Annotated in this window: 12 protein-coding genes; 3 read left to right on the forward strand and 9 right to left on the reverse strand. The window is 37.0% G+C overall.

Going from position 1 to position 13,001, the window contains the following annotated elements:
* Positions 1 to 4: 4 nt before the first annotated feature.
* From MLOOGBEN_RS07875 to MLOOGBEN_RS07910, 8 genes are all read right to left on the reverse strand, one after another.
* Positions 5 to 565, reverse strand: coding sequence for a 4Fe-4S dicluster domain-containing protein (locus MLOOGBEN_RS07875; protein WP_063253156.1), 561 nt, complete (start codon positions 563 to 565; stop codon positions 5 to 7).
* Positions 566 to 2,734, reverse strand: coding sequence for a molybdopterin oxidoreductase family protein (locus MLOOGBEN_RS07880; protein WP_179157709.1), 2,169 nt, complete (start codon positions 2,732 to 2,734; stop codon positions 566 to 568).
* Positions 2,721 to 3,803, reverse strand: a complete 1,083-nt coding sequence (locus MLOOGBEN_RS07885) for a hypothetical protein (RefSeq protein WP_179157710.1) — start codon at positions 3,801 to 3,803, stop codon at positions 2,721 to 2,723. The genes MLOOGBEN_RS07880 and MLOOGBEN_RS07885 overlap by 14 nt, the downstream gene beginning before the upstream one ends.
* 147 nt (positions 3,804 to 3,950) lie before the next feature.
* Complete coding sequence (locus MLOOGBEN_RS07890) at positions 3,951 to 5,135, reverse strand: hypothetical protein (protein ID WP_179157711.1); 1,185 nt, start codon at positions 5,133 to 5,135, stop codon at positions 3,951 to 3,953.
* Positions 5,136 to 5,277: 142 nt separating this feature from the next.
* Positions 5,278 to 6,447 (reverse strand): HD-GYP domain-containing protein, encoded by a 1,170-nt coding sequence (locus MLOOGBEN_RS07895; RefSeq protein WP_179157712.1) that lies wholly within the window; start codon positions 6,445 to 6,447, stop codon positions 5,278 to 5,280.
* A 190-nt stretch (positions 6,448 to 6,637) separates the two neighbouring features.
* A complete protein-coding gene (locus MLOOGBEN_RS07900; RefSeq protein ID WP_256988972.1) occupies positions 6,638 to 7,888 on the reverse strand; it encodes an ATP-binding protein in 1,251 nt (416 codons plus the stop codon).
* A 184-nt stretch (positions 7,889 to 8,072) separates the two neighbouring features.
* Positions 8,073 to 9,341, reverse strand: coding sequence for an ATP-binding protein (locus MLOOGBEN_RS07905; RefSeq protein WP_179157713.1), 1,269 nt, complete (start codon positions 9,339 to 9,341; stop codon positions 8,073 to 8,075).
* 99 nt (positions 9,342 to 9,440) lie between these two features.
* Positions 9,441 to 9,890: a hypothetical protein gene (locus MLOOGBEN_RS07910; RefSeq protein WP_179157714.1), complete on the reverse strand. Its 450-nt coding sequence runs from the start codon at positions 9,888 to 9,890 to the stop codon at positions 9,441 to 9,443.
* 139 nt (positions 9,891 to 10,029) lie between these two features.
* Between MLOOGBEN_RS07910 and MLOOGBEN_RS07915 the strand changes: the two genes are divergently transcribed.
* The 3 genes from MLOOGBEN_RS07915 to MLOOGBEN_RS07925 are packed head-to-tail and all read left to right on the forward strand — an operon-like array spanning position 10,030 to position 11,929.
* The gene (locus MLOOGBEN_RS07915) at positions 10,030 to 10,305 is read left to right on the forward strand and encodes a hypothetical protein (RefSeq protein ID WP_218781110.1); all 276 of its coding nucleotides are present in this window, start codon (positions 10,030 to 10,032) and stop codon (positions 10,303 to 10,305) included.
* Between the two features lie 4 nt (positions 10,306 to 10,309).
* Positions 10,310 to 11,539 (forward strand): glutathionylspermidine synthase family protein, encoded by a 1,230-nt coding sequence (locus MLOOGBEN_RS07920; protein WP_179157716.1) that lies wholly within the window; start codon positions 10,310 to 10,312, stop codon positions 11,537 to 11,539.
* Positions 11,540 to 11,929, forward strand: a complete 390-nt coding sequence (locus MLOOGBEN_RS07925; RefSeq protein WP_179157717.1) for a DUF350 domain-containing protein — start codon at positions 11,540 to 11,542, stop codon at positions 11,927 to 11,929. It begins immediately after the preceding gene.
* Between the two features lie 30 nt (positions 11,930 to 11,959).
* On the opposite strand, the gene MLOOGBEN_RS07930 is transcribed toward MLOOGBEN_RS07925, so the two are convergent.
* Complete coding sequence (locus MLOOGBEN_RS07930; RefSeq protein ID WP_179157718.1) at positions 11,960 to 12,988, reverse strand: potassium channel family protein; 1,029 nt, start codon at positions 12,986 to 12,988, stop codon at positions 11,960 to 11,962.
* Between the last annotated feature and the right edge of the window lie 13 nt (positions 12,989 to 13,001).

Genomic DNA, 13,001 nt, shown 5'->3' on the forward strand with positions numbered 1-13,001 from the left:
CCTCCTAAAACAATTTTGTGACACCCTGAAGGATACCAGGGAGATTCACTCTAACATTTGTTTCGCCTTCTAAATAAGGCATACTTGTAACCCATTTACCATTATCTAAATTAAATTGCTTTTGCTTTGCTTCTATTTCTTCATCAGTTAACCATTGCAATGTATTTGATGGACATACACTTGCACACATTGGAGGGATTCCGTCTTTTGTACGGTCGATACAAAGATCGCACTTATACATTAGATTTTGCTCGGTATCAAACTTTGGTATACCGTATGGGCAGGCAATCGTACAGTTTTGACAGCCAATACACTTTTCCACAAGTGCCGAAAGAACGGCTCCTGTTTCATGAATTTGGATTGCTTGCGCCGGACAGCTTCTCGCACATGCTGGGTTCACACAGTGAAGGCACATTAGAGGCATAGTTTGACGGTTAACAAGCGGGTTAACATCGTAAACGTAGTTACGGTTACGCTCCTCATGCCCTCCGCACTGTGTGCAGGCAGCCAAACACGAGCGACAGCCTATACAGTTTTCTAGTTCAAGATATAACCTCTTTTTCATTTACTGCACCTTCTTTAGTTCAAGTTTTTCAATCTGCGCTGCACAAGCTTTAAATTCCGGCATTCTTGACATTGGATCAAGAGCAGCAATCGTTAATAGATTAATAGATTTATCGTGACCAAAATGATAGGGTACAAAAACCGTATCTTTTCGGATAGCTTCAGTGATTTTAACTTTATATTCAGCTTCGCCTCGACGAGTATATAGGCGAACCATTTCTTCATGTTTAATGTTATATTTTTCAGCTGTTTCTGGGTGTACTTCAACGTATGGCTCAGGACACATATCGCGTAAGAAATTAATTCTTCTCGTTTGATTACCTGATAAATAATGATACACAACACGGCCTGTTGTTAAGCGCAATGGATATTCTTGATCCGGCTCTTCAGCTGGCGGACGGTATGGAAGTGCACAAATTTTTGCCTTTCCATCTGGATGATAGAATTTTTTATCTAAGAACATATGTGGAGTTCCTTCGTCATTCTCATCTTTACACGGCCAGAAAACTCCGTCTTGTTTGTCGATTTTATCCCATGTTGCACCATAATAATCAGCATATCCGCCTTTTGTTGCTAATCGGAACTCATCAGCAACATCTTTAGCTGTTTTTAGGTGAGAGAAATACTTTCCTCTTCCTAGGTATTCTGCAAGCTCTGCTTGGATCTGCCAATCTGGCTTTGATTCACCAAGTGGTTCTTGTGCTTTGTTAATTTTAATAATACGTCCTTCAAGATTTGTTACTGTCCCTTCATCTTCAGACCATGTAACTGTCGGAAGAATGACATCTGCAAACTCTGCAGATTCTGAAAGATAGAAGTCCGCACATACCATGAAATCTAAACCTTTCATTGCTTTACGGACGAAGTTCAAATTCGGTGCTGATACAGCAGGATTCGAACAAAGCAGATACATAGCCCGAATGGTTTTTTGCTCCATTAATTCAAACATTTCATAAGCCGAAACACCTGGCTGCGGCATTTCTTCAGGAGTAATTCCCCAAACCTGGCAAACCTCTTCAACATGCTTTGGATTTGTAATTTTGCGATAGCCTGGAAGTAAATCTGACTTCTGTCCATGCTCACGGCCGCCCTGACCATTTCCTTGACCTGTAAAAGTTGCAACACCAGATTTTGGCCGTCCAATTTTCCCTGTTACTAAGGCCATATTCGTATAGGCAGAAACATTATCTACCCCTTTATGCTGCTGCTCGATACCACGAGCAAACATTACGACTGCATTTGGTGCTTTCCCGTAAATTTCCGCTGCTCGGATAATCTTTTCAGGAGCAACACCTGTTAGCTCACTTGTATATTCTGGTGTAAATTCTTTTACTAATTCTTTTGTTTCTTCAAAACCATTTGTATGGTTATTAACAAATTCCTCATTTGCATAGCCATTTTGAATTAATAGATTCAAGATTCCATTTGCAAGGGCAAGGTCTGTACCTGGTCTTAAATCCAAATGAACGTCCGCTCTTCTTGCAATTGGTGTTTCACGAGGGTCAGCTACAATTAAATAGCCTCCTCTTTCCTGTACCGCCCATACTCTAAACATTGAAGTGGGATGACATTCAGCAGTATTACTTCCCGCAATAAACAAACAATCCGTTTCATGAAGATCTGTCCATGGTAAAGTGGATCCACGGTCTACACCGAAAGAACGGAGGAATCCGCCTGCCGCACTGGACATACAGAAACGACCATTATAGTCAATGTACCTTGTTTGCATAGCAACCCTTGCAAACTTTCCTGTTAAATAACATTTTTCATTGGTCATTGAAACACCGCTGAATACAGATAGAGTATCTTTTCCGTATTTGTTTTGAAGCTCTCCAAATCTTTTAGCAATTAAGCTATATGCTTCTTCCCATGTTGCTTCACGGAATCCTTCTTTTGTTCCTTTTAGGGAAGCATCATCACGAATCAAAGGTTTCAAGATACGATCATCATGATTCGTTTGCTGATAGGCAGTAACTCCTTTTGGACACATTTTACCGACGGTTACTGGCCAATCATAGCGAGGCTCAACACCGATTATTTTATTGGTCTTTGTATTTACACGTAAATTCATCCCACATTGCATACCGCAATAGCTGCAGTGCGTTTTTACAAGAGTTTCATTTGGATGACGGACATTTTCTATTTCCTTGAAAAACTTATCCCTTTGCATTCTGATTTGCCTCCTTGACCTTCACTTGGTGCGTTGCGAATCCTGAGAATCTTGATATTCTGTATTTTCTACGGCATGGAAGGCATAATTCAGCAAGATTAAATCCATCTTCCATATTGAATTTAATCGCATTTACTCCCAATACTTGAATGACATCATTCGACTGTTCAACTGAAACGAAATGATCGCCGCAAACTTTACACTTTTTCTCTTCCTGTTCAGCATAGTGCTCACGGTAATTCCTCGCAAAGACACTTACCGGACGGAAAGGAATATGAGCAAGTTTTCCAAATGGTAAATAAATTAGTGTGACAATCACGGAAAATTGGTGAATCAATGACATTTGCGGCTGCATCCAGCCATGTAAAAATACGTTTTGAACGGTTAATAAAAGTCCCGTAATAGAAATAAATAACAATAAATAAAGTGGCAGGAAGTCATAGATGAATTTTTGCTCTGCTCTTGCCTGCATGTTTTTTAATCGGCGCTGCAACGCCATGCATACACCTGCAGTAACCATGATTGCAGCGATATTTAATGCATTGTATGAGAACCAAGCAATAATACCATCAGCATTTACTTCCATTAAATTCATACCCATTAACACGATTGTATAATAGCCGTTGTCATCCATTGTGAAATACATCCAGCCAAACACGAGTGGGAAGGTAACTAAACATGCAAGAACACAGCCCCAACCGATTAGAATATGCTGGATCCAACGGTGAATTCCTCGATTTTTAATGAAGTCATAAATAGCTAAATGATTAACCGCAGTTTTAGGTGTGCTTTTTCTTTTTAAAAGCTTTAAGCCTTTTTTGATAAAGATTTTAGTTGGCGGTCTTTCGCCCCATGCGATAAAGCGGTAGAAAAATCCCCCGATAAAAACAATCGTACCTACCATATATCCATAAAGATTTAAATCAACATGGGTGAACATTCTTGTTGCAATAAAAGAAAGAATAACAATAGCGGAAATGGTTAAAAACATTGATTTTGCAAACTTAGATGCAAACGCATCATTGATTGAGCGTTCCGCTTTTTTATTTGTTGAAGTATTTGCCTGCATTGGAGCTCCTCCTCAAAAAAAATAACACTAACGAATTTCTTACTCTTATTGTAAGAAATTCGTTAGTGTTACAAATATAGGGGAACTCCCCCATCTCACGAGGAAAAAACCCTTAGATATTCAATTTTAGACAAATCTTCGTCACATTTAGATCCCTCTACGATACTTTTTCCGATAGGAGTACAACAGTAATAGTAAGAAGATGCTAACCTGCAGAGTGAAAAGCACCGCATCCCAAAAAGCAAGGCTTGTTGGAGCCATTCCAAAACCGGGGAGCAGCTGTTTACCCGCATGGATAACTTCTGGAATAAAATAAATGATATATAGAGCGATCGTTATAACTACACCAAGAAAATAGAAAACGGAAAAAGTAAATACAGTATTTCTTTCTTCTGAGAAAACTACTTCTTCCCTCGCGTGCGAATTAAGAAAGGGTAGCTTCTTTCTAATAGTCTGTTGAGCCATTTCCATCAGATTGTAGCAGCCTGAAACATTCTCGAAAACAAAATATAAATCAGTCTTCATATAAAAACAACATTGATAAATAATCCTCAAAACAACATCAAAAACTGCAAGGTTCATTAAACCTAGAATAATCCCTTGTTCACTTTGAAATATTAACTGCAAAATTAAGGCTACAAAAAGGATGAGACTATCAAAAGAAAGTCCTGCTAGAAAAAGAACATTGCGGTCTTTTGAAGGTAATTTCCAAACCGAAGACATATCCGTTTCAAAGACAACAAAAAACATACGATGCCCTATCTCTAATTTAGTTGGTAAGTTGTGTGCCCTCATCGCCAAAACATGTCCAAATTCGTGAATCAGCACAAATAGGAAGGTAAAAAACATCCAAAATAATACATTTACTACCATTAGGTCAAAAACAAATATATCCTCATGATGGGGAAATAAAGATGGATTGACAATGAAAAGAAGAATATTCAATATGAATATTGCCCCATACAAAAAATATGTAAACTTATTAAAAAAGAACTTCCCTATTTTTGGTGATATCCATAAAAAGCCTAATTGTTCTCTTTGAATTTCCTGCTTATCAATTTTTACTCCATCGATACTATCAAGCAATTGTAAGTCGATTAGCTGTTCAGCAAATTCTAGAAGATTTACATCTTCATATGGGTATTTTTCCTTCAGTAAAAGCTCAATATTTCCTAGCTGCTCACCTTGATTCATCAAACTGATTGCGTCTACACAAATTTCAGGCATTTCAAAAAACTCACCTGAAGTTTTATCTTCTATGATAAATCGTTTCTTGTCCTTTCGAATTTCTATAGGTACCAACGAAAGAGTAGCACTAAGTGTTAAGCTCATCTAAACACCGTTCCTAACTAAAGGATTTTAAAAAAATGGATGCATAGCATATTGCTAGCATCCACTTTTTTTTATGATGGTTTTATACCGAACCAAGGACACCACCAGCAAGTTGTTTTTACCTTCTTAAGCTTACGGATTTTCATGATTCCACCTCCCAAAGGTAAGTCCATTTTTTAGTCCACGGATAATTTTCATGAAATTTAACCCATGCCGGGTATACCTTTTTGAACTCTTCAACTAGCATTGGATCAAATTGAGAACCATTTCCTTCCATAATACGTTGATAGGCTTCTTCAACGCTCATTGCTTCTCGATAAGATCGAGAGGAAGTCATCGCGTCAAAGGCATCGGCAATTGCTGAGACTCTGGCAAGTAGTGGAATTTCTTTACCCTTTAATTGATCAGGGTAGCCTTTCCCATCCCACCGTTCATGGTGTGAACGAATTACACAGATACTACCCTTGATACCCTCAACATTTTTTACGGCTTCAGCACCGACAACAGGATGTGTTTTTATTATATCGAATTCTTCCTTAGTGAGTCTTCCTGGTTTCATCAGTATATGATCTGGAATATTTACTTTTCCTATATCATGCAGTAAACATGCATAATAAAATGATTTCTGATCTTCTTTTGTTAACCCTCCAATTTCTTTTGCTAAAAGCAGCGCATAACTTGCAACCCGCTCACTATGCCCTCTTGTATATGGATCCTTCAGTTCTAGTGTAGCAATAACACCTTTTACAATTCCCTCCAACTGATTGTCATATGATACACTTATGGCTTTGACATAACCTTGAAAGCGAATTAATAAAAAGAAGGACATTACCGATAAAATTGCTATTAAAACAATTGGCATAATAACAAAGGAAGTATTTAATATTATTCCAGTAAGTATATATTTAGTGGCTATACCTAAACATACTACCCAAAAGTATCTAGTATTTAAGAAGAGCGGCAGTGTCAAGATAAGAAATACTTCTACAACATTACCACTGGTATAGGAATCCCCTCTTCCATAGTAAGTTAAAAGGTCAAATAGAAAAGAGAAACATAAATAGCTGGAAATAAACACATATTTAATCAAATATTGCTTTTTCACCTTAATTAAATAATAGCTTACAGCTGGAATAAATACCGTTAAGACAATATAGTAGTTTATATACCAAAATTTATTTGGTAAACCGCTATGGGTACGAGTTATATAATTAGGTATTAAATAATAATAAAGAAAGTCATAGCCAATCATAATAATATAAGAAATTACTAGAAACCATTTGACGGTTCGCTGCTCTTCATGTGGTATCATATAATCCTCCAGAGTTTCTAACACATATATTAAAAATACATCTATAAAGGGAAAGCACTATTAGTCCTATCCCTCATTAATTACCCATATTTTTACAATATAATTTATTTTATCATATTCTTCTACATTATATCTTATTGGTATTAACGTTGTAATATATTATGGTATTGAATTTTGTATAAATATAGAATTATTTTTTTCCATAAATCTGTGATACCGGTAAAGTAACATTAACTATTGTGCCGTTACCAAGACTGCTTTTTATTGTGATTTCACCGTCATGATCGTGAATAATTTGGGTTGAAACCATTAATCCAAGTCCAGTTCCGTCTATTTTAGTGGTATAGAAAGGTTCTCCAAGACTAGCAATGTTTTCCTCATCTATACCGCAACCCTCATCTTGGATGGAGATATTCATCTTATTATTATCTACAACCTTCACATTTACCTTAATACTTCCGCCATTAGACATTGATTCAATTGCATTTTTTATCAGATTGATAAATACTTGTTTTAGTTGGAGAGAATCACAATCTATAGGTGATAATGGTCCTGCGATTATTGTTTCTATCGTTACCCCTTGTCTCTCAGCTTGTTGTTGAGTAATAGATAACGTATAAGCAATTATTTCTTCTATATTTGCTTTAACAAATTTTATCTCCCTTGGCTTTCCAAGATACATCAAGTCATTAACAATGGAATTAATTCGATCAATTTCTTGAATCATAATAGGATAAAATTCATTTGTGTTTGGATATCTTTCCCGTTGCAGCTGAGTAAATCCTTTTAATGATGATAGTGGATTACGTATCTCATGGCCAATACCTGCAGCCATTTGTCCAATCACTGCAAGTTTCTCTTTTTGTCGAAGCTCTAAATGAGCTGATGTTAGAGAATTGATATAGGAGGTAAAACGTGTTAAAAGAAAATAGGCTATTACTGATAGAATAAAGAAAGTTATTACTGGTAGTACAACCTGAGTTTCTTGTAAAATACCTCCAATGATTACGTATTTTCCTACCATACATATTGAAGCAGTCCAGAAATATTTTTTATCCACAAAAATCGGTGAGAAAAAAATAAATAACAATTCAACAATATTTCCTGAACCATATGGTTGGTCTGAACCAAAGTACATTACAAAACTATTTATCGTTTCGACTGATGCATAGCTAAAAAGCAAAATATATTTGACAATATAGGGATTTCCTTTTTTGATAAAATAAATTGCTATAGGGAGAAGTCCGATGATAGCAATATGGTACCAGAAACCTAAGCTTTTATCCGAAAGACCAATCTCGCCTTCTTTCGTATATATAGGCATAAGGTAGTAATTAAAAATATCATATGCAATGAAAAAAATATAAAATAGTACTAGAAAAAATTTTATATTTTTTGTCTCTTCTGTAATTAATTTGGGACTCATGGGGCTTATTATCATTTCTGTTACTCCCTTAATTATGTGATTCAAATTATCTCCTACTATTCTACCACTTTTCTAACAAAATTCTTGATGTTTTTTATGGAAATTCGATAAAATTCGACAAGACTTCTTCTGAATCTGCTTATTTTCAACGATAATACAAAGAAACTAACCAAGCTTGAGTTGGTTAGCTTCTTAATAATCAAATATTAACCAATTCCTTTTTACCTTCTGGAAGAATCATGGTAACTTCTGTCCCAATACCTAGTTTGCTCTTATAGGATACTTTTCCTTTCATTGTTTCGATAATTCTTAATGACACAGATGTCCCAAGGCCAGTACCTTTATCCTTTGTTGTATAAAACAAAGTCCCTATCCGAGAGAGTTGTTCATGATTCATTCCCTTCCCTGTATCTGCAATATAGATATATGCATAATGGTCTATTTGCTTTAGGGTTATGGTTACTTTTCCACCTTCAGAGGTGGCTTCAATTGCATTTTTAATTAGATTCACCAGCGCCTGTTTCAACTGATTTCTATCTGTAAAAAGGTGAAAATCACCTGAATCTAAATAACTATGTAATTGAACTCCTTGTTTTAAAGCGAGTGGATCAAGGAGCATTTTAACTTCTGTAAGGACATCAACCAAGGGGAATTCCTCTATTTTATCAAATTGAGGTTTAGCAAAGTTCAAATAATCATTAATAATCGACTCTGCACGCCCCAATTCACTTAATACAAGTGAAAAATAATCGTAATTTTTCCCTTTCTCCTCCTGCTGCATGAGCTGTAAAAACCCTTTAACAACTGTTAACGGATTACGGACCTCGTGTGCGATAGAAGCAGCAAGTTCACCCAATGTATTTAGTTTTTCTGATTTTTGAATTTCTACTCTCATTATAGACCGTTCCACTAACCCCTCATTCAGCTTAGCAGAAATGGCAATAGCTATGGTATCAATTATTCCAACAATTAAAAGGTCCGGAATATTAGTATTAATATTCACTGCCTGCCCCTCCAAGCTTTGGTGTACAGTTAATGATAAAAAGCAAACTAGCAAGGACCATGCACCGATTAATGCCGTAATCAGGACTCTTTTATTTGGAGTGTAGCCCCAGAAACTTTTCATAATATGAATGGGAATGATAGCAATTAACGAAGTATTAACAAGACCAAATAATACAGTGTCCCCACCCATTAATAACCGTGCTGCAATAATAGTCGTTAAAACCATTCCTCCAGCAATTGGACCAGCATATAAAAAGGCGATTACCAACGGAACATAGCGGAGGTCCCAGTTAAAACCATAGTTAGCATATGAAAAAATCATACATAAAAGTGCTGCAGTACTTTGTAATAGTCCACAAATAATAGGTGAATCTAGTTTTCTTTTTTGATCTGTAAGGACACTATACAGCAGGACTGGTGAGATCGTAATAAGTAAATTCAAAAGAAGTTTTTCTGCCAACATTTAATTTCCCCCAAGAAAATATCCATATATATATATATGATAAAGAATACGACATTATCCGCCAGTATCCTTCAAAATACGAAAATTTTCTCTGCTTCCTTATCGACTTTTGCCAGTAAAATTCCCGTAAAAAACGTAGCATTTACGGTCTTCATCAATTTCTCTTGAATCTAATGAGAATTCCAAAAACTTTCCATCCTTTTGAACGTAGATAAAATCTGAATGAAGTGTTGTTATTATCTCTTCATGTTCCCAAACATCTTTTTTCTCAACTACTATAGATGATGTTCCCTTTAATTCTCTGACTTCAAAACCTATGTGAGAATAGATCGTGTCCGAGGAATCATCGTTATAATTTTCTCTTTTCACATAAATCACGGCTGTTCCATCCGGGTCCATGGAAGTCGCACTAACTTCAAAAGTCTCTTTGTCTTTAACGAAGTATTCACACGTCATTCTTGCTGTCGCTTCAATACGAGAAATATCTTGGTAATTATAGATGGCTGGATAGTTTTTATATTCAACATCTAATCGATATTCTAACCTCATTTCCATCCCTCTTTCTTTTTCTTTTTATATTACCATTGTTTTCCTGGAATTTACTTTTATAATGGAATTATAACAAAAAAAGGAGGGTAAAAAGGTGAAGAAAACCCAATGGTTAATCACTGGTGTTCTTACTTCTCTTATGGCCGGAACCACCCTGGCCGGTTGTTCTCAAGCACAGGATCTACCGCCTGAACCAGACGACACTAACTGTTCAGAGTGGGAATGGGATGATGAAGAGGGAGTCTGGCAATGTGATGATACTCGATCAAGTTACTATGGGCATTTCTTTTATGGCGGGTTGTTTTTCAGTAATAAATCAGCTTTGAGAAATTCATCTGCTTACAAGTCTTATAAATCCTCCTCTAGCTTTAAGGGCGGATTCGGCAGCGGCTCAAAAGGTGGATTTGGAGGTTAATCACATGTCCACATACGCAAAGGACCGAAGTCAATTTTACTCAAGGTTTTCAGACTTTTGGTCAAACTTATATGGAGGTGAATACAGTTTATATCATGTATTTACCATAACAGACCAAACCCAAACCCTTTTAAAGGAAGCTACTGAACGGATGGGCCGGGTATTTTTTAAAACTGCCGTGCTGCTTCGAAGCCTTCAAGACAATCAGCTTCTTGAACTTGGTTTTCCTGCCGCAAGTCTTCCATTTCTTAGAATGAAGAACCTTTTTCCAGAATCGGTCATTTCTCGATTTGATTTTGCTGTGACTAGAAAGGGTGTAAAAATGCTTGAGTTTAATTCTGATACACCTACTTTTATCGTCGAATGTTTTAAAATCAACGGCGAAGTTTGTACAGAATTGGGCTATCGTGATCCAAACCAAAATCAGGAACGGCTTCTTTCGTCCGGCATTACAAAGGCTGTCCTTGAATCCTCAAAGGGACATGAAACTCCTAATGTTGTATTCACAGCACACAGTGATCATATCGAGGATTGGAATACCACTGTTTATTTAAGTCAGTTATGTAAGGTTAAAAATCAAACCATTCCAATGTCAGAGCTTCGGATTACAGATGAAGCACTTTTGGACGCTAATGGGGTTCCAATCGATGTTTTATATCGGCAGACGTATCCTCTTGAACACCTGCTCAAGGACAGAGATCCAAATACAAGAGACCTTGTAGGAATTGAATTATTACAGCTTGCGAAGAAAGGGAAAATTTCAATTATAAATCCTGTATCAGCATTTCTTCTTCAGCCCAAATCGATTCAATGTCTAATATGGGGCTTAGCAGAAAAAGAAGGATATTATACAAAGGAAGAACAGGAATGGATAAAAACATATATGCTGCCTACCTACCTTGAAGCCGATACATTCGCAGGCAATGCTGCATATGTCCAAAAACCGTCATTCGGGAGGGAAGGAGACACGATTACCATTTGGGATTCACAAACCCATATAGATGTCCAAAATTCCTTCCAAACCTACAAAAACGAGCTGCCGGTCTATCAATCGTATCTGCCTCTGCCAGTGATTTCATTGGAAACGGAAAAAGGTATAGAAGAGTTATCGTATGTATTTGGTTCTTTCCTTATTGCGGGGAAACCGAGCAGTATTGGAATAAGAGCAGGCGAAAAAATTACCGGTAACGAGTCCTATTTTTTACCGGTAGGTATTAAAGAAGGAGGACTGTAAATGTTAGATTTCTTGTTATATTTAGCTGTTTCTTTAGCTTTATTACTCACTGGGCTCTTTTTAATGGAGATTACCACAAAGGTCAAGGAATTTTCCTTGATGGCAAAAGGGAATAAAGCAGCAAGCTATGTGCTTGGGGGAAGACTTCTTGGACTTGCCATTGTTTTGTATTCTGCACTTGCTCACTCCATCTCGCTCGTGGATATGGTCATTTGGGGAGCAGTTGGAATCGCGGCACAGATTATTGTCTTTTATCTTACCGAGTGGCTCACACCTCGAAGTTTTAACGTATCGCAGAGCATTGAAGAAGATAACCGTGCAGTCGGGCTTTTTCTCCTATTATTGTCCGTATCAATTGGAATTGTTATAGCGGGTTGTTTGACCTACTGAAAAAAACGCATCTTCTTTGATGCGTTTTTTTCATAGCTTTTGGTATGTTTGTTTGTCACAGATGACAAATAATCTAGCTTCCTTTGGGATGGGGTCATTCCATTTTTTGAGTATGTTCAAATCATTCCTATCAGCTATTAGCTGAGCCCCTTTTTCTTTAAGTTGTTCATATGCCTTACCATATGTTTTCCACTCAGTACTTACACTGACCTCCCAGAGATCACTCCCCCCATCTCCATCCTGTCTGCTTAGCAATTGTGTAAAGAGGTGGCTGGCTCCTTTCATTTGGGCTGATTTCGCCATCAGGTTCGAGACAGATCCATTTGATAAGATAAATTCATCAATCTTAACATGCTTGAAATTGTCGACGTGCTTTTCGTTTACGATTTCTGCAATGGTGTAAATATTCTTTTCCGTTCCATCATCGTAGCGTTCTATCGAAGAAGCAGTTAAAAGAGTCTTGCCGTCTACTAAATCAGGATTTACTATACCTTCCGCCGCAAACAGCAATACAGCTTGTGAATTTTCAATTTTCGCCTTCTTCAAAGTCTCTACATCTGTTGGACTCCCCTGAATATAGTGAAACCGTTCATGCTCATAAGGAGTCTTTTCAAATTCATCTATCAACACGATATCTGTTTTCTCATCACATAATAATAGTTCCTTAATCGTGCTTTTACTTTTAGCACTCCAGCCGATAATAACAAAATGATTTTCACCTTTATATGACAATTTCCCCTCCTCCTTTCGCTTTTTATATTGGGAGATACCGTCTACAATCACCCCTATTACCGTTCCAAAAAGTCCAATACCTAATGTATAGACGACAATCATCGCCCACGTTCTTCCTGCTTCTGTTGTTGGATATACATCTCCATAGCCTACCGTGGTCATCGTTGTTAGAATCCACCACACTGCATGCAGGCTGTTTTCAAACGTCTTAGGTTCTAGAAATCGAATAATTTCTGCATTAACGATAATAAAAAGGATGGTAAACAGAATTACTGTTCGATATCGGTATCGTGAAGCTGTAAGGAACAGTTTACGAAAAAAAAGCATGTTCCCCCTCCTT

It is taken from the genome of Bacillus sp. EB106-08-02-XG196 (genome assembly GCF_013396335.1).
In the GTDB taxonomy this organism is placed as follows: domain Bacteria; phylum Bacillota; class Bacilli; order Bacillales; family Cytobacillaceae; genus Neobacillus.